Origin of the sequence: Cupriavidus necator A5-1 (assembly GCF_000744095.1) — a bacterium.
Taxonomy (GTDB): Bacteria; Pseudomonadota; Gammaproteobacteria; order Burkholderiales; family Burkholderiaceae; genus Cupriavidus; species Cupriavidus necator_A.
The window spans coordinates 2,795,459-2,817,151 of the sequence record NZ_JQLI01000008.1 but is presented as its reverse complement, the minus strand read 5'-3'; the positions used below and the strand labels follow the sequence as shown (position 1 = coordinate 2,817,151).

Annotated in this window: 21 protein-coding genes, 1 tRNA gene and 1 pseudogene; 14 read left to right on the top strand and 9 right to left on the bottom strand. The window is 63.7% G+C overall.

Annotated elements, in window-relative coordinates:
- Window positions 1-4: 4 nt before the first annotated feature.
- On the bottom strand, window positions 5-2,002 hold the full coding sequence (locus K307_RS36980) for a sigma-54-dependent Fis family transcriptional regulator (RefSeq protein ID WP_042886058.1): 1,998 nt from the start codon (window positions 2,000-2,002) through the stop codon (window positions 5-7).
- A gap of 286 nt (window positions 2,003-2,288) precedes the next feature.
- Between K307_RS36980 and pedF the strand changes: the two genes are divergently transcribed.
- On the top strand, window positions 2,289-2,768 hold the full coding sequence (gene pedF, locus K307_RS36975; protein ID WP_042886057.1) for a cytochrome c-550 PedF: 480 nt from the start codon (window positions 2,289-2,291) through the stop codon (window positions 2,766-2,768).
- 84 nt (window positions 2,769-2,852) lie between these two features.
- Window positions 2,853-3,761, top strand: coding sequence for a substrate-binding periplasmic protein (locus tag K307_RS36970; RefSeq protein ID WP_051975342.1), 909 nt, complete (start codon window positions 2,853-2,855; stop codon window positions 3,759-3,761).
- Between the two features lie 97 nt (window positions 3,762-3,858).
- On the opposite strand, the gene K307_RS36965 is transcribed toward K307_RS36970, so the two are convergent.
- From K307_RS36965 to K307_RS36945, 5 genes and pseudogenes are all read right to left on the bottom strand, one after another.
- The gene (locus K307_RS36965) at window positions 3,859-4,290 is read right to left on the bottom strand and encodes an HU family DNA-binding protein (protein WP_042886055.1); all 432 of its coding nucleotides are present in this window, start codon (window positions 4,288-4,290) and stop codon (window positions 3,859-3,861) included.
- Between the two features lie 260 nt (window positions 4,291-4,550).
- Entirely contained in the window at window positions 4,551-5,042 is a 492-nt protein-coding gene (locus K307_RS36960) for a polyhydroxyalkanoate granule-associated phasin (protein ID WP_230626304.1), read from the bottom strand.
- Window positions 5,043-5,507: 465 nt separating this feature from the next.
- Window positions 5,508-6,023 (bottom strand): annotated as a pseudogene (locus tag K307_RS36955) (cytochrome b/b6 domain-containing protein); the annotation flags it as partial.
- Window positions 6,024-6,048: 25 nt separating this feature from the next.
- Window positions 6,049-6,315, bottom strand: a complete 267-nt coding sequence (locus K307_RS36950) for a PepSY domain-containing protein (RefSeq protein WP_042886052.1) — start codon at window positions 6,313-6,315, stop codon at window positions 6,049-6,051.
- A gap of 100 nt (window positions 6,316-6,415) precedes the next feature.
- Window positions 6,416-7,930, bottom strand: coding sequence for a CoA-acylating methylmalonate-semialdehyde dehydrogenase (locus K307_RS36945; protein ID WP_042887898.1), 1,515 nt, complete (start codon window positions 7,928-7,930; stop codon window positions 6,416-6,418).
- 185 nt (window positions 7,931-8,115) lie between these two features.
- Here K307_RS36945 and K307_RS36940 point away from each other — a divergent pair, with 185 nt between their 5' ends.
- From K307_RS36940 to K307_RS36890, 11 genes are all read left to right on the top strand, one after another.
- Entirely contained in the window at window positions 8,116-9,081 is a 966-nt protein-coding gene (locus K307_RS36940) for a LysR family transcriptional regulator (RefSeq protein WP_042886050.1), read from the top strand.
- Between the two features lie 225 nt (window positions 9,082-9,306).
- Window positions 9,307-10,041, top strand: a complete 735-nt coding sequence (locus K307_RS36935; protein ID WP_042886048.1) for a succinate dehydrogenase/fumarate reductase iron-sulfur subunit — start codon at window positions 9,307-9,309, stop codon at window positions 10,039-10,041.
- 2 nt (window positions 10,042-10,043) lie between these two features.
- Entirely contained in the window at window positions 10,044-10,379 is a 336-nt protein-coding gene (locus tag K307_RS36930; RefSeq protein WP_042886047.1) for a succinate dehydrogenase, read from the top strand.
- Window positions 10,376-10,723: a succinate dehydrogenase gene (locus K307_RS36925; RefSeq protein ID WP_042886046.1), complete on the top strand. Its 348-nt coding sequence runs from the start codon at window positions 10,376-10,378 to the stop codon at window positions 10,721-10,723. The genes K307_RS36930 and K307_RS36925 overlap by 4 nt, the downstream gene beginning before the upstream one ends.
- Entirely contained in the window at window positions 10,724-12,472 is a 1,749-nt protein-coding gene (locus K307_RS36920; protein WP_042886045.1) for an L-aspartate oxidase, read from the top strand.
- Window positions 12,473-12,484: 12 nt separating this feature from the next.
- Window positions 12,485-13,420, top strand: a complete 936-nt coding sequence (locus K307_RS36915; protein WP_042886044.1) for a fumarate hydratase — start codon at window positions 12,485-12,487, stop codon at window positions 13,418-13,420.
- A complete protein-coding gene (locus tag K307_RS36910) occupies window positions 13,414-14,097 on the top strand; it encodes a fumarate hydratase C-terminal domain-containing protein (protein WP_042886042.1) in 684 nt (227 codons plus the stop codon). Before K307_RS36915 ends, K307_RS36910 begins: the two co-directional genes overlap by 7 nt.
- A gap of 33 nt (window positions 14,098-14,130) precedes the next feature.
- Entirely contained in the window at window positions 14,131-14,964 is an 834-nt protein-coding gene (locus K307_RS36905; protein WP_042886041.1) for an amidohydrolase family protein, read from the top strand.
- 76 nt (window positions 14,965-15,040) lie between these two features.
- Window positions 15,041-15,955 carry a LysR family transcriptional regulator gene (locus tag K307_RS36900; RefSeq protein ID WP_042886040.1) on the top strand — a complete coding sequence of 305 codons (915 nt, stop codon included), beginning with the start codon at window positions 15,041-15,043 and terminating at the stop codon, window positions 15,953-15,955.
- A gap of 208 nt (window positions 15,956-16,163) precedes the next feature.
- Entirely contained in the window at window positions 16,164-17,258 is a 1,095-nt protein-coding gene (locus K307_RS36895; RefSeq protein WP_042886039.1) for a Bug family tripartite tricarboxylate transporter substrate binding protein, read from the top strand.
- 203 nt (window positions 17,259-17,461) lie between these two features.
- The gene (locus tag K307_RS36890) at window positions 17,462-18,184 is read left to right on the top strand and encodes a sulfite exporter TauE/SafE family protein (protein WP_042887897.1); all 723 of its coding nucleotides are present in this window, start codon (window positions 17,462-17,464) and stop codon (window positions 18,182-18,184) included.
- Between the two features lie 105 nt (window positions 18,185-18,289).
- Here K307_RS36890 and K307_RS36885 read toward each other — a convergent pair whose 3' ends face one another.
- Window positions 18,290-19,165, bottom strand: coding sequence for a metal-dependent hydrolase (locus K307_RS36885; protein WP_042886038.1), 876 nt, complete (start codon window positions 19,163-19,165; stop codon window positions 18,290-18,292).
- 143 nt (window positions 19,166-19,308) lie between these two features.
- Window positions 19,309-20,859 carry a serine hydrolase gene (locus tag K307_RS36880; RefSeq protein WP_042886037.1) on the bottom strand — a complete coding sequence of 517 codons (1,551 nt, stop codon included), beginning with the start codon at window positions 20,857-20,859 and terminating at the stop codon, window positions 19,309-19,311.
- 285 nt (window positions 20,860-21,144) lie between these two features.
- Between K307_RS36880 and K307_RS36875 the strand changes: the two genes are divergently transcribed.
- Window positions 21,145-21,363 (top strand): DUF1484 family protein, encoded by a 219-nt coding sequence (locus tag K307_RS36875; protein WP_042887896.1) that lies wholly within the window; start codon window positions 21,145-21,147, stop codon window positions 21,361-21,363.
- A gap of 219 nt (window positions 21,364-21,582) precedes the next feature.
- Here K307_RS36875 and K307_RS36870 read toward each other — a convergent pair.
- Window positions 21,583-21,669, bottom strand: a tRNA-Leu gene (locus K307_RS36870).
- Between the last annotated feature and the right edge of the window lie 24 nt (window positions 21,670-21,693).

Genomic DNA, 21,693 nt, shown 5'->3' with positions numbered 1-21,693 from the left:
AAGATCAGCCCGCCGGATGCGGCAGCCCCCGAGCCTCTTCCATCTTCCGGTAGACCGTGTTGCGCGAGATGCCCAGCGCCTTGGCCGCCGCCGAGATATTGCCGTTGTGCGCCTTCACCGTGGCGACAATGGCCATGGCCTCGACATCGGCCAGCCGCGCCGGCAGTGCGCCGGGTTGCGCGCCGGGCAGCAGCTGGGTCACGGGCACGGCAGCCGTCCCTTGCCGCTCGCGCAGGTCGTCCAGGAAGTCGTCGGGCAAATGGTCCGGGGTGATTTCGGCCTCGCCTTCCGCCATCAGCCGCGCCGTACGCAACAGGTTGCAGAGCTGGCGGATATTGCCCGGCCAGTGGTAGCGGCGGAATAACTCCATGACCTCGGCGGCGATGCGGGGCGGTTCGCTTGCGGCGTGGCTTTCCGCCTGGCCCTGGCGCAGCAGCTTGTTTGCCACCACGTCGAGATCGCTGCGCTCGCGCAACGCCGGCAGCCGCACCACCAGCCCGTTGAGGCGGTAGTACAGGTCTTCCCGGAACTGGCCGTTGGCCACCAGCTCGCGCAGGTTGCGATTGGTGGCGCAGACCAGCGACACGTCAATATGGATCACCTTGCTGCTGCCCAGCGGCGATACCGCGCGTTCCTGCAGCGCGCGCAGCAGCCGGCCCTGCAGGTGCAGCGGCATGTCGCCGATCTCGTCCAGGAACAGCGTGCCGCCGTTGGCCAGCAGCATCTTGCCGATGCCGCCCTTCTTGCGGGCGCCGGTGAAAGCACCTTCCTCGTAGCCGAACAGCTCCGACTCGATCAGGTTCTCGGGGATCGAAGCGCAGTTCACGGCGATAAACGGTCCGGCGTGGCGCGGGCTGTCGGCATGGATGGCGCGCGCCATCAATTCCTTGCCGGTGCCGGTTTCGCCCAGCACCATCACCGGAATGTCCTTGCCGATCACCTTGCGCAGCTTGGTGATGACCGCCCGGATCTGGGCATCGCCGGTGTCGAGGTCATCCAGCCCCGCCGGCCGTGCCGGGTCGGCGGCCAGGCTGCGTGGCACGATGGGCGTGTCCCGGTCGTCTGCGTGTACGGGATACGCGCCGCGGGCGGCCACCCCGGCGGGCGAGGTTTTCGACTCGACCCGCGCGCTGACCTTGACGCCGCTCGGCAACTGCAGCTGCACCGTGCCGGCCTGCGCGGCGCGCACGGCATCGAACAGCTGCGACATCGACAGGCCGAACAGAGAAGAAAACGTGTGCGCCTGCAGCGCGCCATTGGACAGGCCAAGCTGGAACTGCCCGCTGCGGTTGGCCGACAGGAAGCGGCCGCCGGGCGTGAACGAGACGATGCCCTCCACCAGCGTGCCCAGGAACTCCGCGCGCGAATGGAAGCGGATGCAGATCATGTCGCGGAAGGCGTTGCCGAACAGCTGGTTCTCGATCATCTGCGCCGACATCCGCACCAGCGCCATGGTGTGCTTGTGGAAACCGCGCTGGTCGCCGGTCACATCCAGCGCCCCGACGGTCTTGCCATAGGGATCGAGGATGGTCATGCACGAGCAGGTCAGGAACTGGTTGGCCTCCAGGAAGTGGTCGGCGCCGTGTACCAGCGTGGCCCGGTCCTCAGCCAGGGCCGTGCCGATGGCATTGGTGCCGCGGCGTGCTTCAGACCAGTCCGCGCCCGGGCGCAGCGCCACCTTGTCGGCCCGGGCGAGGAAGTCGTCGTCGCCCAGCGAGTGCAGGATCAGCCCGTCGGCGTCCGTCAGGATGACCATGCTCTGCGTGTTCACGATCTGGTCGTAGAGCGTTTCCATCACCGGCAGCGCGTAGGTGAACAGGGACTGGCTGCGCTCGATCCGCGTTTTCAGCTCGCTTTGCAGCACCGGACAGAAGTCCGGCGACTCGTAGGGGCGCAGGCCGTAGGCGGCCGAGCGCTGGTGGGCCTGGGCAATCAGGTCGGCGCGTTCGGGCTGGGCCGCGCCAGCCGCCTGGGCGCGGACAGGTTCCGCTTGCAAGGTCATCTCTGTGTCTCCTGTGGAAAATCGCCCGCGATCTTTGCGCGGGTCGCTGTCGGCGCCTTCGCCGCCTTCACCGGGGCTTGGTCGACAGTGTTGCGTCATGAAGCAAAACACTTGCCAGAGTGTGGCATTCCGGGACAGCGGGCAGCCGATGCTGCGCTGCACATGCCGGCGCAGGCCCCGCAAGGCCCGTAAAAACCGGGCGCGCGTCCTTGCCGGCCCGCTGGTATGGCTCTTGCGGAAATGGAGGCAAACAACAGAGCAAAACCATTCACCGTAGGAGACACCCATGAAAACGCAGCGCCGCCTGCTTGCCTTGCTCTCGCTTTGCGCAACCCTGACTGTCGTCCCGGCCGGTACCGTGCTGGCCCACGGCGACGTCACGCCACAAGCCGTCGATACCAAGGCACTGCCGCCGCTTGGCGACGAATGGCGTCCGGACAATCCCTACCGGACCGGCGCCGCGCACGATGAAGCCATGCGCATCGGCAGCTCGGCCTACAACCAGAACTGCGCGCGCTGCCACGGCCTGGAAGCGGTGTCGGGCGGGATCGCGCCGGACCTGCGCAAGCTCGACAGCGACTGCACCTCGCTGGCCGATGCCAAGAAGAAGCAGGCGTGCATGAGCGAGATCTCGCAGTTCTACACCACCACCGTGCGCAAGGGCCGGACGCGCGACGGGCGCGTGTACATGCCGCCATTTGACGGCGTGCTGAGCCAGGAAGCGGTGTGGGCGATCAAGACCTACCTGGAATCGCGGCGGGAGTGAGGGGAGGGTCTGCCAGATCCTTTGCCATCGTCCTGCTTCCGGCCCCGCAGTGGCGGGGCCCAATAAAAACGTGAGGAGACCCCCATGCCTGCCAGCCCTGCCCGTGGCCCGAGGCGTTCCGTGATCCAGCCGCCGGCGTCCGCGGCCAATGCCATGCGCTGGCTGTGCGGCGCCTTGCTGGCTGCCATCGCACTGCTCGGCATGCAGCCCGCCATGGCAGACCTAGACCGGATCCGCCAGAGTGGCACCCTGAAAGTTGCGGTCTACAAAGGCTTGCCGCCGTTCTCCGCGGCGGCGGGCAGCCAGTACGCGGGCATCGATGTGGCGCTGGCCAGGGCATTGGGCGAGGAGCTGGGTTTGTCGGTGTCGCTGTTGCCGTTCGACGCCGATGAAAATATGTCGGACGACCTGCGCGCCATGGTCTGGCGCGGCCATTACCTGGGCTACGGCCCGGCGGACGTGATGCTGCACGTACCGGTCGACCGGGCCTTCATGCGCGAGAACGACAAGGCGCTGATCTTCGCGCCCTATTACCGCGAGACCTTCGTGCTGGTGCTGGACCGCCAGCGCCTGCCGGCCGTCCGCAACCTGGCGGACCTGGCCGGGCAGCCGACCGGCGCAGCCGCCGGCTCAGCCGGCGCCAATGCCCTGCTGGCCGGCGCGGGCGGCGCCTTGCGCGACAAGGTCAGGATCTACCCCGAAGCCGAAGACGCGCTGCGCGCGCTGTTCGCCGGTGAGATCGCTGCGGCGATGGTGACGCGCGCGCAATACGAAAGCGCGCTCAAGGCCGCCGATCAATCCGCCGTCCGTTTTGCCACGGCGGATATCAGCTCGCCGCTGCTGCCGCCGCGCGGCTGGGCCGTGGGCATGGCCATCAAGGCCGGCCAGAGGGACCTGGCGGAATCGCTGGAGAATGCGCTGAACGCGCTGCGCAAGAAGGGCACGCTGGAGCGGATCTTTGCGGGATATGGGGTGACGATGCAGGAGCCGTGAGGCATCTGCGAGCTGTAGTCCAGCGATGAAAAAAAGACCCGGAATCGCGAGATTCCGGGTCTTTTCTTTCGGGACGGCCGGTTGGCCAGGCGCGCGATTACAGCGCGGCGTCCTTCAGCTTCTTCATCGGACGCACCTTCACCTTCACGCTGGCTGGCTTTGCGGCAAACCATTGATCTTCGCCGGTGAACGGGTTCTTCCCGAAGCGCTTCTTCGTGGCCGGCACTTGAATGGCCGACACCTTGAACAGACCCGGCAGCGTGAACTCACCCGCGCCCTTCTTGTGAATCGCGCCCACCATGGTGCTTTCAAGATGGGTAAGCACGGTCTGCACGGTCTTCTTGTCCAGTTCGGTCTGGGCGACAAGGTGTGCCAGCAGGGTGGACTTGGTGAACGTGTCCTTCAGCGGCTTGGCGACCGGGGCAGGCGCGGCAGCCTTCTTGGCCGGAGCGGCGTTCTTCGCCGGAGCAGCCTTCTTTGCAGCGGTCTTCGTGGCAGTCTTTGCTACAGGTTTTGCTTTCGTGGCCATAGTCGTGTCTGGTTGGAAATGCGCGCCTGCAGGCTGGACTCAGTTGCAGCGCACCGGCGAAGGATAGCAAAAGCTGCCCAGCATGCAAGGGCTGGAAAGCATTGCCGCTCCGCGGCTGGTGCGCTTCTGCAACATCTCATCGGCCGGGATCGTGGCAGCGATGCGGTCGCAGGTGCGATGGCTGGCCAACCCAAGTACCTGGCTACGGCCCGAAAAAGCTGAACTTCAGCACGGGCCACGAGCATCGCCAGCGATGGCGTTCATGCCGCGCTCAGGCGTCTCGCATTTGCCGTCGCACGGCCGTGAATCGGCGCGAGGATCTCCTGCATCAGGGATGTCGCCGAACTGACCAATTGCAGGGGACTGGCGGGGAAGTCGGTTGCCAACCTCAAGAGTTCGATCTGGCGTTCGAACCATTGCTCGGCCGAACGACTCGACGCCAGCGTCGTAGCTGCAGCGGATGTAGCCCAGAGATGATCGCTGGTGTCCTTTGCGAGCACGATGGTCAGATTCATCAATCCCGATTGCATCGCAAGCATCGATTCGGATGCGGCCTCCCCCTTTTCAACACTCATGAGGCTGAATTCGCGCCGGTCCTGCTCATCAGGCGACGGACCCGCAATCGCCATGCGCGTTGTGCGAACGGTGACGACATGGATCGTCGCCTGGAGCAATTCGCACATTTCACTAAAGAGGCGCGACCAGTTTGTGGAAACATCAATGACGGGCTGGGAGATAGCGGAAGAAGGCAAGGTGTTTTCCTTGGGTGTCCGTTTGATCCGGACAGTGGAAGAGGGTGAGGATCCTGGGGCTCTACGTTCGAAGACTCGTCGGGTAGAGGCCCAGCTTGCCGACGACTGAACAGGTCAGGCCGCGACAAGCACGGGGGGCGCACTCGCATTCATGAGGGCGTCTGGGTAGGCTTTGTTTCTCGCCGATCCAGCGTATGCTCAAGCATAGGCGTATATATGTTGCACTGCAACATATCTTTCGCGTTGGGATGGAAAAGTGGCAGAGCTGCCGCTATCCTGCGCGCCATGGCGGGCTACGGCATTGCCACCCGGAAGAATGAGCGGCCGTCGGATGCCATGGAGCAGTTCGTGGGGATACTACGCGCGGCGGTCCGGCAATACAGCAGGGGAGTTCGGGATCGCTGGTGAGCCCGCTGGGCGTGCGGATTCATCCTCCGGCGATGGGTTGCCTTGATCCCCCGCCGGCTTCCTGCCGGTCACCATGGCCAGGGTCAGGTTCTCCTTGTGCAGCCGGCTCATGAGAATCGCGGCGCCAATGTGGACGCACACCAGCGCCAACAGCACGTATGCGGTGATGCCATGGACGTCCTTGGGCCAGTCCTCGCCCCAGAACATATCCAGCCGCGATATCCAGCCGGTGGCGGCCAGTGAGAGGATGAGGGCCCACAGCGCCAGCATCATCGTCGCGCCCAGTGGATTGTGGCCAAGGTAGCGGGGCGGATGCCCGGCAACAGCGGCTTTGATGTATGCGACAACGCCTGTGCGGCCGGGAACCCATTCGCGGAAATTCGCCGCGCCGTTGCCCACCATTCCCCAGACCACGCGGACCAGCATCAGGCACGCGGCCGCGTAGCCAAGATTGCGGTGCAGCGGCCCGCCGGAATCCTCGTACAGGTCCCACAGCACCAGTGCCGCCACGGCCCAGTGCGTGATACGGACAATGGGGTCCCAGACCAGGACGGACGGGCGCGGCGGCTTCACGGCGCGGGTACAGGAAGGCGCGACGTTACTTTTCTATTTCCGCCTTTACCACGTCAAGTGTCTTGGTATCGAAATAGATCTCCGCCTTCTTCCCCTCCTTGGTCGTGCCGTAGATCTCGTAGCAGTTTCCATCTACCTTGAACTTCTTGATGTTGTAGCCCTGCGCTTCGATCCTGGCGCGGGCGTCGCTTTCCTTCATCCATTCGCTCTTGGGGTGCGCGGGGCATTTCGCGCTGGCCAGCGCGGAACCGGACACCAGGATCATTGCCATCAGCGCGCCAATTCTAAGCATAGGAAGTCTCCGTTCGTGGGAGGCTTCAGCATAGTGCAAGCGAAAATGATTCGCAATCAGCGGCAGCACCAGTGGGGGATGTTGCTGTCGCCCTTTCCCTTTACTTGGCGGTCGGCATCGCGAACTCGGCGCCCCGCGCCGTGTCGTTGGGCCAGCGCTGCATCACGCTCTTCTGCCGGGTGTAGAAGCGCACGCCTTCCTCGCCATAGGCATGCATGTCACCGAACAGCGAGCGCTTCCATCCGCCGAAGCCGTGCCACGCCATCGGCACGGGGATCGGCACGTTGATGCCGACCATGCCAACTTCGATGCGGCGGGCGAACTCGCGGGCGATCTGTCCGTCGCGCGTGTAGCAGGCCACGCCGTTGCCGAATTCATGGTTGTTGACGAGCTTCACCGCCTGCGCGAAGTCGTCCACGCGTACGCAGGACAGCACCGGACCGAAGATCTCTTCCTGGTAGATGCGCATATCGGGCGTGACGTTGTCGAATAGCGTGCCGCCCGTGAAGAACCCCTGTTCGTGGCCGGGCACCTTGTAGTTGCGTCCGTCGACCACCAGCTTCGCGCCTTCTTCCACGCCCAGGGCGACGTAGTTTTCAATGCGCTCCAGCGCCTGGCCCGTAACAACCGGGCCCATCTCGGCATCGGGCTCCATGCCGTTCTTGATGATGAGTTCGCGGGCACGGGCTTCGAGCTTCGGCATGATCTTGTCGGCCACGTCGCCCACGAGCACGGCCACCGAGATCGCCATGCAACGCTCGCCGGCCGAGCCGTAAGCCGCGCCGATCAGGCCGTCCACGGCCTGGTCGATGTCAGCGTCCGGCATCACCACCATGTGGTTCTTGGCGCCGCCGAGCGCCTGCACGCGCTTGCCCAGCCGGGCGCCGGTCTCGTAGATGTAGTTCGCGATCGGGGTCGATCCCACGAAGCTGATGGCCTTTACGTCGTCATGATGGAGCAGTGCATCGACGACGGTCTTGTCGCCCTGCACGACGTTGAACACGCCGTCGGGCAGCCCGGCTTGCTTGAGCAGGCGCGCCATGAACAGCGAGGCCGACGGATCGCGCTCGCTCGGCTTGAGGATAAAACAGTTGCCGGCGGCGATGGCCACCGGGAACATCCAGCATGGCACCATGCACGGAAAGTTGAAAGGCGTGATGCCGGCCACCACGCCCAGCGGCTGGCGCAGGGTCCAGTTGTCCATGCCGGTCGAGACCTGGTCCGTGAAATCGCCCTTGAGCAGCTGGGGAATGCCGCAGGCGAATTCGATGATGTCGATGCCGCGGCTGACTTCGCCGGCCGCATCGCTGAGCACCTTGCCATGCTCGGCAGTGATGATCGCGGCCAGTTCGTCCTTGTGCTGGTTCATCAGTTCCAGGAACTTCAGCATGACCCGGGCGCGGCGGATCGGCGGCGTGTCGGACCACTTCGGGAAAGCCGCCAGGGCGCTGGCCACGGTGGCATCCACGTCTTCCGTCGTGCCCAGCCGCACCTGCCGCGCCACGGCGCCGGTGGCCGGATTGAACACGGCCTGCGAGCGCGTGCCGGTGCCGACGTACGGCTCTCCGGAAACAAAATGGATAACGTCTGTGGAATTGGTGTAGGGCGTGGTCATGGGCATCCCCTGTCGTTGTGTAGCGGCCCAATGGCTCGCCGCGTCGATGGTTGACGCAGTGTATGGAGACCTGTGGCTACCGGGTAGTCACCCGTCGCCGAATTCACTGTTCAGGAATTTTTGCTACTACCATGCCAGAGATACAAAAAATCCATCGGCTCAAGTAATGAAAGAGGCAGTCAGACATGAGACAAGGCGACGTGGAGGATCTTTGGGAGCACCTGCATTGGCTCGTGGTGCTGCATCAACAGGGCAGTTTCAGCAAGGCTGCAGCCCGACTCGGGGTCAGCAAGGCCTCGATGAGCCAGCATATTGCCGACCTGGAAAAATCGGCCGGCATCATGCTGGTACAGCGCACGACACGCAGCGCCACGCTGACCGATGCCGGCCGGCAGCTGGTGGAATCGATGCGCGGCGCTTTCGAGCAGATTGCCACCGGCTTTGCCAATGTGCGCGATCTCGCCGGTGCCCCGCGCGGTTTCCTGCGCGTCACCGCTCCGGTGGCCTTTGCCAGGCAGCAACTGGTTCCCCGGCTACCGGACTTCCTGCGTCGCTACCCGCAGGTCCAGATCGAACTCGACATGTCGGACCGCGTACGGCCGTTGGCGCAGGAGGGCTTTGACATAGCCGTGCGCCACACTTCCGCACCGCCGGAAACCCACGTGGCCTGGACCTTGGCCGCTACACGCACCCTGCTGGTTGCGAGCCGCTCCTACCTGCGCGCAAGAGGCACGCCCCACGCGCCACAGGCATTGGCTCAACATGCCTGCCTGCACTATCCGCGCGTGCAAGGCACGCCTACCTGGACGTTTGTGCCGATGATCGCGGGCGCAGAGGCGGGACATGCCGATCCCGTGACCGTACCCGTTGCCGGTCCGCTGGCTGTGAACAACAGCGAGGCGTTGCGTGACGCGGCCATCGAGGGGCTTGGCATCGCGCTGCTGCCTGATTTCAGCGCACAGTCGGCGCTGGAGACGGGGCGGCTCGTAGAGGTGCTTCCCGAATGGCGTGCGACGGGGGCATTCGGTGACTGGCTGTACGCGATCCGCCCCTATTCCGCGCACGCGTCGCGCGTGTCACAGATCTTTGTCGATTACCTGCGAGAGACGTTTTCAGAGGGATTCGAGTCCAAGCCGCCGACACTTCTTTGACGCCTCGTCGAAATGAGGTGCGTAAAGGCCACTTTACGAGGATAACTTCAAAAAATATCAACTTAATTATTATTGATTCAGAAATACCGATTAATTAAACTCGTTTCAACTCATCCACGACAGATCACGGCCGGAATGCGGTCGGTACGGAGAGGTCATCCAGCGCCGGTATGCGCGCGGAACCAAGATGGCGCGTCAGCGCATCGACTGAAACGGGAGACAGAAATGGAGGCGACAAAGGCCGCGCACCGCACGCTCACGGTACGCATTGCACGCGGCACCGGCGAGGGCAGTTTCACCACCTACGAGGTGCCGTGGCGCGAGAACCAGACGGTTCTCGACGTGGTCACCGAAGTGCAGCGCCGGATCGACCCGACGCTGTCCTACCGTTTCGCATGCCGGGTGGGCGTGTGTGGTTCCTGCGCGATGACGGTCAACGGCCGCCCGCGCTGGACCTGCCGCACGCACGTCAGCCGCGTGGAGGAAGACGGCGTGATCGTCATCGAGCCTTTGCGCAACATGCCCCGCATCAAGGACCTGGTGGTGGACATGTCCGAGTTCTTCGAGAAGTGGAAGAAGGCGGGCAACACCTTCATCGGTACTGCCACGCGCAATGACCCGCCCGCCGCGGTGTCGCCGGCCAGCCGCAAGCGCAAGATGGCCGATGCCGCAATCGAGTGCATCAACTGCGGCGTCTGCTATGCCGCTTGCGACGTCGTGTCGTGGGACAAGGAATACCTGGGCCCGGCGGCGCTGAACAGGGCATGGACGCTATTCAACGACGAACGGCATGCTGACCCCAAAGACGTGCTGCACAAGGCGACGTCGGGTAGCGGATGCAATGCCTGTCACTCCCAGGGAAACTGCATGACGCATTGCCCGGTCAGCCTGAGCCCGACGGGCAGCATCGCCGGCCTGAAGAAGAACGCGCTGCTGCAGTTCCTGAGGGGAGGAGGTTGAACATGGAGTCGCGCCTGTTCGCCCTGCAGCGCCTCACGGCCATGATCATGGCGCCGTTCGTGCTGGTGCACCTGGCGGTCATCCTCTATGCGGTGCGCGGCGGCCTGACTGCTGCCGAGATCCTGTCGCGCACGCAGGGAAGCTGGCTCTGGATCCCGTTCTACTCGCTGTTTGTGCTCAGCGTGGCGGTTCACGTTCCGATCGGCCTGCGCAACATCCTGATCGAGTGGGCACGCCTGAGCCGCGGTGCGGCATCAACGCTGTGCCTTCTGTTCGGCCTGCTGCTGCTGACCATGGGATTGCGTGCCGTGGCAGCGGTGGGAGGGCTCTTGTCATGAAATCACCGCGCAATCACCGCGCTTACTGGGCGTTCCTGGGACACCGATTGTCCGGTCTTGCGCTCGGCGTCTTTCTTCCGGCGCACTTCTACGTCCTGGGCCTGGCGTTGGCGGATCGGGCACGCATGGACGCATTCCTGAAATTTGCCGACATGGGCGCGGTGAAATTCGGCGAATGGGGCCTGGTCCTTTTGCTGTCCATGCACATGTGCTTCGGCCTGCGGCTGCTGGCGCTGGAACTGCTGCCATGGAGCACCACCCGCGACGCACGCCTGTCGTGGATCAGTTGGGGTGGCGCACTGTCATTGCTGGTGGGCGTGATCTTTGCCCTGGGGGTAATCTGAATGCAGATCGAGAACCACAAGACGGACATCCTGATCCTCGGCACCGGTGGTGCGGGTCTGTTTGCAGCGCTGCATGCGAAGAAGGCAAATCCTGCGCTGAAGGTATCCGTGGCGGTCAAGGGCCTGCTCGGCAAATGTGGTTGCACGCGCATGGTCCAGGGCGGGTACAACGTTGCCCTGTCCACGGGAGATTCGGTCGAGCGCCATTTCATGGACACGATCGAGGGCGGGAAGTGGCTGCCCCGGCAAGACCTGGCCTGGCGGCTGGTAGAGGGCGCCATCGAACGGGTGCGCGAACTGGAGAACGAGATCGGCTGCTTCTTCGACCGCAACCCGGACGGCACGCTGCACCAGAAGGCATTCGCTGGCCAGAGCTTCGACCGTACGGTGCACAAGGCGGACCTGACCGGCATCGAGATCATCAACCGGTTGATGGAACAGGTGCGGGCGCTCGATGTGGAGGAAATGGAGGAGCACCGGGCCATCGAGCTGATCCCCGCTGCAGACGGTTCGGGCATCGCTGGCGTGCTGTTTATCGACATGCGCCGTGGCACCTATCGTCTGGTGCAGGCCAAGGCGGTGCTGTTGGCCACCGGCGCGGGCCCGACCATGTACCGCTATCACACGCCATCGGGCGACAAGACGTGCGACGGCCTGGCCATGGCGATGCGCTACGGCCTGAGCCTGCGGGACATGGAGATGGTGCAGTTCCATCCCACCGGATTGCTGGGCGGTCCGGACACCCGCATGACCGGAACTGTCCTTGAGGAGGGTTTGCGCGGCGCGGGGGGCTACCTGATCAATGGCAACGGCGACCGCTTCATGACGAATTACGATGCGCGCGGCGAACGGGCGACGCGCGATGTGGTGAGCCGCGGCATCTACGCAGAAATGCGGGCCGGCAGGACCGGGCCGATGGGCGGGATCTATATCCAGATGAGCCACCTCGGACCGGAGAAGGTGGCCAAGACCTTCCCCGGTATGGTCAATCGCTGCAAGGATTGCGGCTTCGATCTGGCCGGCGGCCGGGTCGAGGTGGTGCCGACGGCCCACTACCTGATGGGCGGTGTTGAGTTCAACGTCGATTGCAGCACGGCCTCGCCCGGGTTGTTCGCCGCCGGCGAAGATTGTGGCGGTGTACACGGCGCAAATCGGCTGGGTGGGAATGGCGTCGCCAATTCGACCGTGTTCGGCGGCATTGCGGGCGATTCGATGGCGGCCTACGTATCCGGTGTGCAGCATTGGAAGGAGCCGGACCGGCGCGTGATCCAGGGCGGCATCGAGCGCGCCGAATATCCGTTCTCGCGGCGCGCGGGCGCGATTCACGATCTGCGCGACGCGCTGGCGCAAACCATGTGGGATGACGTGGGCGTGCTGCGCCATGAATCTGCGATGCGCCGCGGGCTCGATTCGATCGCATCGCACCACGCCGACTTGATGGGCATGGGAGTGCCCGACGGAGATCGCCGCTACAACGTCACGTGGCACGACTGGCTGAACTTGCAAAGCCTCGTGGATATCTCGCGCGTCATCACTGTGTCTGCGCTGGCGCGTGAAAACAGCCGCGGCGCCCACTTCCGCGAGGATTTCCCCGAGCCGGGTGACCTGCACGGTAGCCGCTATACCCGCGTTACCGCCGACGGTGAGGACCTTCGCCTGGACATGGTTCCGGTCAAGTTCGACATCGTCCAGCCGGGTACGTCATTGATTACCGGCGAGGCCGGTCAACCCCCAAAAGTTGCAGCATAGAGGACCGCTACGATGACCATCTCCATCGATCGGGTCGAGGAAGCCGCGTTCGAGATCATGAAGCGCGCCGCGATCGAGATCCCCACGGACTACAAGCAAGGCATCCAGGCATTGCAGAAGACAGAGACCGGCAAGTTGCCGCGCTTTGTCATCCACGCCATGCAGGACAACTGGGACGCCGCGGACCAGGACCGCCGTCCGATGTGCGCCGATACGGGCCTGCCGCGCTACTACGTGAAGGTCGGCAACAACGCCACGGTTCAGCGTGGATTTGTCGCAGTCGAGAAGGCGTTGCGCAAGGCCACTGCCGATGCGACCCTGGCCATTCCGCTGCGGCCGAATCGCGTCCATCCGCTCTGGCGTACCGACAACAATAACAATGTTGGCATCAATGCACCGGAGATCGAATGGTCGTTTGAGCCCGATGCGGATTGGGTCGACATCACCACGGTCCATAAAGGCGGGCTGTTCGGTACCGATTACCGGATGCTGTTTCCGGGCGATGGCATGGACGGCATCAAGCGTTTCGTGCTCGATACCCTGATCGCGTTCGGCAAGCGCGGCCTGGCATGCCAGCCGGCGATTGTCGGCATCGGCCTGGGGGGATCCAAGGATACGTGCATGCAGCTCGGCAAGCAGGCTGCCTGCCTGCGCGTGGTGGGGGACCGCAATCCCGATCCGAAGATCGCCGAACTGGAACTGGAGCTGATGCAACTCGGCAACTCGATCGGCATGGGTGCCATGGGCTTCGTCGGCTCTTCCATGGTCGTCGATTGCCATATCGAAGTGGGTCATACCCATACGGGCGGCATGCCGATCAGCCTGCATACGTTCTGTCTGTCGTCGCGACGTGCCACTGCACGTATCCATGCCAGCGGCGACATCGAATACCGCACCGACCCCCAGTGGTTCACCCCTTACCTGCGCAGGGAGACAGTGGAATGGTAACTCCGCAAGACGATGACATGAAGGTCTTCCACATTAATGTTCCCGCCACGACGGAAGACATTGCAAGACTCGAGCTGGGATCCGCCGTCTACCTGACCGGCCTGATCTACACCGCACGCGAAGGCGTCTATAAGAAGGTGCTCGACGAAGGCATTGCGCCGCCGGTTGAACTGAAGGGACTAAGCAATGTGAACTTCCATTGCTCCCCGGCGGCAGCCCCCACCGGCGATGGTGGCTACAACGTCGGTGCGGTCACGGCAACGGCGAGCTTTCGCTTCTCGAAATGGATCCCGAAATGGCTGGAGAGGACGGATTGCCGGATCTTCATCGGCAAGGGCGGTATGCCTGCCGACGACTATAAGCGGGTGATGGCCCCGGGCGGTGCGATCTATTTGACCACGGTGGGGTACGGCACCGGCGCGCTGCTCGGACGCGGCATCAAGCGTGTGCGCGACGTGTTCTGGCTCGACGAGCTTGGGATTGCCCAGGCGATGTGGCTGTTCGAGGTCGAAAATTTCGGCCCGTTCATTGTCGAAAGCGACCTGGCGGGGAATTCGCTCTTTGCCCAGCATGCCGAAGTGATCAACGCGGGCATCGAGAAGCTGTACGCCGGACTCAAGCCACCCGCATTGCACCGCTATGGCGAGACAGATGATCGCAAGAACGAGGTGATGTAAGGCAATCACGTAGCGAGCCAGCAAGGAACGAACATGATCATCGACTTCAGACTCCGGCCGCCACTCGGTGGCTTCCTCAATACCCTGATGTACTCCGCGGGCGAGCGCCGGGACGGCTTCACGCGCACGGTCGGCTTCGCGCCATCGCCGGCGGCGCAGCAGCAGTCCATGGACCTCCTGCTGCAGGAAATGGACGAGGCAGGTGTTGATAGGGGCGTTGTCGTCGGACGTCTGGCCGGGACCCTGGGTAGCGTATCGAATGCCGACGTGCAGCAGATCGTGCGCGAGTACCCGGGGCGGTTCATCGGCGCCGCATCCATCGATCCGACAAATCGCGTTGCCGCGTGCAAGGCCATTACCGATGCGGTCGGCAACGGCTTCAAGGCCATCAACATTGAGCCGGGTTCGTATCCGGTGCCGATATACGCCGACGATCGCCGCCTGTATCCCATCTACGCGCATTGCGAAGACCTGGATGTGCCGGTGATCCTGATGGTTGGTGGCACGGCGGGACCGGACCTGAGCTATTCAGACCCCGTGCGCACTGACCGCGTGCTTGCCGATTTCCCGAATCTGAAAGTCGTGGTGGTGCATGGCGGCTGGCCGTGGGTCACGGAGATCCTCCACATTGCGTTCCGTCGGCCGAATATGTACCTCTCCCCGGACATGTACTTCTCGCGCATGCCTGGATGGGAGGAATACGTCAAGGCTGCCGACACCTTCCTGGCGGACAGGATGCTGTATGCGAGCTCGTTCCCGTTCTGTCCGGTGCGCGACTACAAGCATTGGTTCGAGCAGTTGCCGATCCGCCCGGAAAACATGGAGAAGGTAATGGGCGGCAATGCACGCCGTTTGCTGGGGCTGTAAATGCGGTGCGTACGTCCATGCGGCAGAATGACGGCGCACCGCGCCAGCGGCTTGAACCACATAACACTTGTCAAACATGGACGTTAAGACGCTCTACACCCTGGTAGCCATTGCAGATCGCGGTAGCTTCGCGGAAGCGGGCAACGCAATCGGGCTGTCGCTGTCCGCAGTGAGCATGCAGATGCGCGCCCTCGAAGAAGAGCTCGGCATGACGATCTTCGATCGCAGCCGGCGGCCGCCGGTGCTGACCGATGCAGGGCTCGCTTTCACAAATCGTGCACGTGACCTGCTGACGCACTGGGAAAGCATGAGCGCCGCGCTCAAGCGCGAGGCTGCTGGTGGCGTACTCAAGCTTGGCTCGGTGCACACGTGCGTGTCTGGTGTCTTGCCGCTCGCGCTGAAGCGCATGCAACAGCAAGGCCATCGGATCGACATTCACCTGACCACCGGCCTCACCCACGACCTCGAAAGGGCGGTGTACCGCCGCCAGCTTGACGTTGCCGTCGTCACGGAACCGGAGGTGCCGCGCCTGGACCTGCAGTTCCTGCCGTTCTTCAACGAAGAGTTCGTGGTCATCACGCATGTCACGACGCGTGGCGATTCGGATAAGGGGGTACTCGAGACTACGCCCTATGTCCGCTTCAATCGTACCGCGCGTGTCGGCCTGCTTGTCCAGGAGGAAATGGTCCGTCGGCAGATTGCCGTTCGATCGACCATGGAAATTGATACGCTTGAAGGCGTGATCGCAATGGTCGCCAACGGACTTGGATCCTCGGTGGTACCTGCGCGCGGTGTGGAGAACGAGTTTCCGACGACGATCCGCACCATCCCTTTCGGCTCGCCGCCGCTGACGCGCAGGCTGGGTATTCTGGTGCCGCGTGACAATCCGCGGGCGCACCTGTCGAAAGTGTTGCTCGACGCCCTGACCGCCGTCACGGCACCGGCGACCACCCCCGACGACAGCCGTCCGAGGCTGGTCCGGAAAGATTAGCCATGGCGACGGTGCGACTTTATCGAAGCGGATAGCAGCAGGGAATTGAGTCCTCGATATTCAACTTACGTTCACGCATGGATTTCAGTGCGTGAGGAGCACCTGTTTTCCGAATTTATATGAGAGGCACAGTAATCAGGATTTATAGAAAGTGGAAATACCGAAGACGATAGTCGCGAAGCATAGCGGCACCACAAAGGAGACAACGATGAACTCGCTTGACACTGAGAACAAGGTCGGCCACTGGCGCGCCCGGGCGCAGCAATGGCTGCTGCGCATGCGTGCAATTCCCATCGTGAAGGCGTTGTGCCGCGATGCCGACACCAGGCGCCATCGCACGTCGACCGCAGTGGCTATGTTTGCCTTTGCGATCGCGCCGATGTACATGGTGCGGGCGCAGGCGCAGGAATGGCCTGCCAAGCCGATCCGCCTGGTTGTGCCGTTTGCCGCCGGCGGCGCCACCGACTTGCTGGCGCGCGCGCTGGCACTGGAACTGGGCAAGCAATGGAGGCAGCCCGTGGTGGTGGACAATCGTCCCGGCGCCGGCGGCGCTGTGGGCGCCGAGGCCGTGGCCAAGGCCGCGCCCGATGGCTACACGCTGTTGCTGGCGTCGGGCAGCATGTTCACGGTCAATCCCTACATCTACCAGAAGCTCCCTTACTCGGCGGAAAGCTTCGAGATGATCAGCAAGGTGGCGAGCGGACCGATGGTGTTGACCATCAATGTCAAGGTACCTGCAAAGACGATGGATGAGCTTATCAGCTACGCGAAGGCGCATCCTGGCAAGCTCACCTTTGGGTCGGCGGGCAACGGCAGCCAGGTCCACATGGCCAGCGAGGCGTTCTCCGAGGCCGCCGGTATCGACGTCGTCCATGTGCCATACAAGGGTGAGGGGCCGGCCTACGCGGATCTGATGGCCGGCGTGGTCGACATGACCGTGGGCAATATCAATGCCATTTCTCCTTTGCTCAAGGGCGGCCGCCTGCGCGCGCTGGCCGTGACTGGCAAGGAACGGTCTTCGTTGCTGCCTGACGTGCCCACCGTCGCCGAGGCGGGTTTGCAAGGATTTACCTTCTATGGCTGGTTCGCGCTGATGGCGCCGGCCGGCACGCCGAAAGACCTGACGACGAAGATGTATGCCGACCTCGAGCGGGCAGTATCCGAGCCAGGCATGCAGCGCTACCTGGCGACTCAGGGTATGACGAAGACCTTGACCGCAAGGGGCAGGCTTCCCGATGAGATTGCACAGGAGTCCGGCCGCTGGAAGTTGCTGGTCGGCAAAAGAAAGATCTCCGCGAACTAGCGTGGCCCCTGGGCAGAACGGCCCCAGTTCGTTCAAACGACTGGGGCAATCGCTCCTGGCACTAGGTGTAGAAGCGGCGGCCAAGTACGTGTCGGAGAACTTCGCCGCATATCGGTCCGTCGCGAGGAGCGCGGGCATCCAGATTCAGGTGGGATAAAGCAGCGCATAAGGACGATCGGTCAAAAATGGGAACAGAGCACTACATGGTCCTGGGCGCAACAGTTGCCGGTGCCTATACGGTATTCGGGCTCACCGGGTTCGGGGCGGCGATGGTTGCGGTTCCCATACTCGTCCAGTTCCTGCCGCTGCATTTCGTCGTTCCGATGTTGCTGCTGCTGGACTTCATCACCACCACGATGGTCGGCTTGCGGAACTGGACTTCAGTCTCCCGAGCCGAACTGCTTCGACTGCTTCCGTTCATGATGGCGGGTGTGGCGCTCGGTACCACCGTTCTGGCGAAAGTCGAATCACGTTGGCTACTCGTTTGCCTGGGCTTGTTTGTCCTGGTCATGACGATCCGCGCGCTCGTGGTGCCTGCCACCCATGTGCAGGAGACCGGCAAGGGATGGGCTGCACCGGCCGGCGTGATTGGCGGGGTATTCAGTGCGCTGTTTGGTACCGGTGGCCCGATCTACACCATGTATCTTTCCAGGCGCTTGACCCACATTGATCAGTTCCGGGCGACTATTGCGGCAGTGATTCTGGTCAGTGCTGTCGTGCGCCTGTTTGCGTTCGCCGGCAGCGGACTGCTGCAGCAAGGCAACCTGCTTGGTAGTGCGGCGTTCGCTGTGCCATTCAGTCTCGCTGGCTTGGCCATGGGATCAATCTTGCGGCGGCGAATTTCCGCAGATGCCGTGCGCCGGGCACTGCTTCTCTTCCTGGCTGCGAGCGGCGCATCGGTTCTTTGGCGCGGCATTACGATGTAGATTTCGACCGAGTTGCGGGGAAGCGAGCTACGCGTCAATACCGGCGCGTGCGTGCGGACGGCCTGCGACTGTTTACTCGGCCTTGCCAGCGCCGTCACACCTGAATCAGAAATCCACCTTCTCCCCCGGCTGCGGCACGATCACGCGCGTCGCCGCGCCGCTACCCAGCGCCGCCGTAAGCTCAGCCGGCGTTCCCTGCAACTGCGGCGTAGTCTGGTAGTGGATCGGAATCGCAAACCTCGGCCGGATCATGTCCCGCACTGCAATCGCGGCATCCTGCGGACCCATCGTAAAGTGCCCGCCGATGGGGATCAGCACCACGTCAGGCTTGTAGAGATCGCCGATCAATCGCATGTCGCCGAACAGCCCCGTATCGCCCATGTGCCAGATCCTGAAGCCGTTTTCCATCTCGATGATGTAGCCCACGGGCTCACCGCCGTAGTGGGTTTCGTCCTTGCCGGTGGTGGGGTTCTTCAGTGCCAGTTCGGATGAATGCTCGGCATGCACCGCGGTGATCTTGGGGCCGGTCGGGCCGAACGGCATCACCGTGCCGGTCTTGCCGAAGCGCTGGACCAGCGCCGCGGGCACCATGCCCAGGCTGATGAGGGACTGGCCCATGCCGCCGCCGTTGTAGATCGGGGCGTTGTTCAGCTGGGCCAGCGCGGGGGCATCGCCGAGATGGTCGCTGTGGGCGTGGGTAACGAGGATGAGGTCGACCTTGCCCAGTGCCTGCAACGGCTTGAAGCCGGCGGGCGTCTTGGGATTGGTGGTCAGCCACGGATCGATGACGATGACCTTGCCGCCGGGGGTGGTGATCCGGAAGGCGGCCTGGCCGAGCCACAGGACTTCAGTCTTGCCGGCGGCGGTCTGGGTGGCGGGCCCCGGCGCCTGCGTGACCGCGGTTGGCGTCGGGGGCGGCGTGCCGCAGGCGGCGAGCGTGGCAACGGCGGCGGTGAGTACTACAGAGCGGAGTCTGAGCATGGTCTTCCTTCCGGTAGCTGAGTCACTTCTCAAACCGTTCCAGCCCAACGGGGGCAGGGGGCGATGTGCAGTATCGGCAGGGGTCTCAGCAGTGTCAACTCGGCACTACCCGCGGGCGCCAGGGTGAAATCAATCGCTTCGCCTCACCGCACAAACACCCCAAGCCCTTCGTGGTCGTAATACTCCAGCCACACCTGTCCGCTGGCAAACGCCGCCCGCGAGATCGTGCCCAGGGTCGCGTTCTCGTTGTGGAGCGTGAAGGTAAAGACATCGCCGTCCCAATGGGTCAGGGGCAGGGTCAGCGGCCTCGCGCCGAGTGTCATCACCAGCGTGCCACCCTGGTCGGTCACCTGCAGCGGGCCGTAGTAGTCGTTCTGGTAGGTGCCGGTATACAGCGACAGCGCGCGCGGCGGCAGCGGGTTGGCGGGGATTGGCTGGCCGACCAGGCGGCCTTCCGGTGCGAGCAGTGGCGCAAAGGCGTCGGCGAAGATCTTGCCCCAGTCGCGGCGGATGGCGCCGTATTGCACGAGGTCGAAGAACTGCGCGTTGAGCGTTTCGGGGATGCCGATGGGGTAGCCGTTGGTCAGCGTCACGATGGCCAGGTCCAGCGAGGGCACTGCGGTGAAGTTGGTAGCCGCGCCCACCACGAAAGCGCCGGAGTGGTTGAGCGACGTCAGGCCGAGTTCGGTCGTGCCGATATTGAAGCCATAGCCGTAGTAGCCGGCCGGGCGGCCGTTGGCGGGCGGGGTGCTTTGCATCTGCGGACTCAGGGCTGGTGCCAGCGCGGCGGCGTCGACGATGCGCCGGCCGGCGAATTCGCCGTTGCCCAGCAGCATGGCCAGCCATTTGGCCATGTCGTTGACGGAGGCGCTGACACCGCCCGCGGGCGACTGCGCATCCGGCATGGAGCCCATGCCTTGCACCCAGGTGCCGTTAATCTGCACGTGGCCGAGGGCATGGTTGTCGCGCGCGGCGAAGTCGGCGTAGCGCGAACTGGTGCGGGTCATGCCCAGTGGCTGGTAGATGGCTTGTTCCGACAGTGTCGCCCAGTCGATGCCGGCGGCGGTGGCCACCGCCTCGGCCGCGGCCGTCATGCCGAAGTTGGTGTAGTCGTAGACCGCGCGGAATGGATGGAGCGGAAGATAGCGCAGGCGTGTCAGTACCTGGCGGCGATTGTAGCCCATGTCTTCGAGCCGGTCGCCGGCGTGGTCGGGCAGGCCGGAGCGGTGGGCGTACATGTCGCCGATGGTGACGGCCTCGGTGACCTCCGCTTCGGACAAGGCGAACCAGGGCAGGTGCTGCTGCACCGGCGTGTCCCAGCTGATGCCGCCGCCGCCGACCTGCCGCGCCACCACGGTCGCGCCAATGGGTTTGGAGACGGAGGCTAGCTGGAACACGGTGTCGGCGTCGACGGGCGCGGGATCGGTGACCAGCCGGCGGCCGAAGCCTTTGGCGTAAACGGTTTGATCGCCGCGCACCACGGCCACGGCCATACCGGGCAAGCCGGAGCTTGCCATCAGTTTGGCGGCCAGCGTGTCGACCTGGGCGATGGCCTCGGTGATCCGGGATTCGGGTATGGCATCGGGCAGCGGGGTGGGCGGATCGTCATCGCCGCCGCAGGCGGGCAGGGCAGGGACGAGCAGGCCGCCAAGCGCGGCTTTCAGGAATCGGCGACGCTCTTGCAGTTTGCCCACGGCAGTTCTCCCGACAGGCGGCGCGGCCGCGCCCATGGATAGAACTACTGTAGGCGATGAGGGCGGAGGGCGGCGAATGCGAAGGGGCTTATCGACGCTGCGTTGCCGGAGCGAGAGACTGCAAGCCTCACCGAGGGGTTCGGTGGGCGGGTGTGGCAACCCGGGAAAGCATTGGAGAGGTTGGTCTCATTCTGTTCAGAATCGCGCGCGCAAGCCGTTTCCATGGCGGCCCGGGCGGGGCAGCCGAGAGGCTGGCCGGGTTGTCCCTTGTCGGAGGATCACACGATGCAAACGTGCAGCCATAACACCGCAGAAGTCCTGAATATCGTCCCGGCCGGAACGGTGGAATCCCTCGAGCGAATCAGCGCCGGTTTGAGCGCAATTCTGTCGTTGCTCGAAATCGAGAGCGAACGTTCGGAGACGAGTCACGCCTTGCATTCGCTGCTGGCGATGGTGAAGTTGCAACTAGACCAGACGGCAGAAGAGCTTTGCCCGGCGGATTGAAAAATCCATCGCCGCAAAAGACAAAAAGCCCGCACTCTTTTGTGCGGGCTTCTCGCTTCAAGAACCTTGGTGCCCAGGAGAGGACTCGGTCACCCATGCGCGACCCCGGGCAACGCTTGCAAGCGTTGCCTTTTCTCGTCCTCACGGGAAGTCCTCAAGGACTTCCCTTTCCGGGCTGAAACGAAGAAAGGCTCGCTTGCCTGAGCCTTTCTTAAAAATTGGTGCCCAGAAGAGGACTCGAACCTCCACAGTGTTGCCACCGCTAGGACCTGAACCTAGTGCGTCTACCAATTCCGCCACCTGGGCAAGGTGAGCGCCGCATTCTACAGC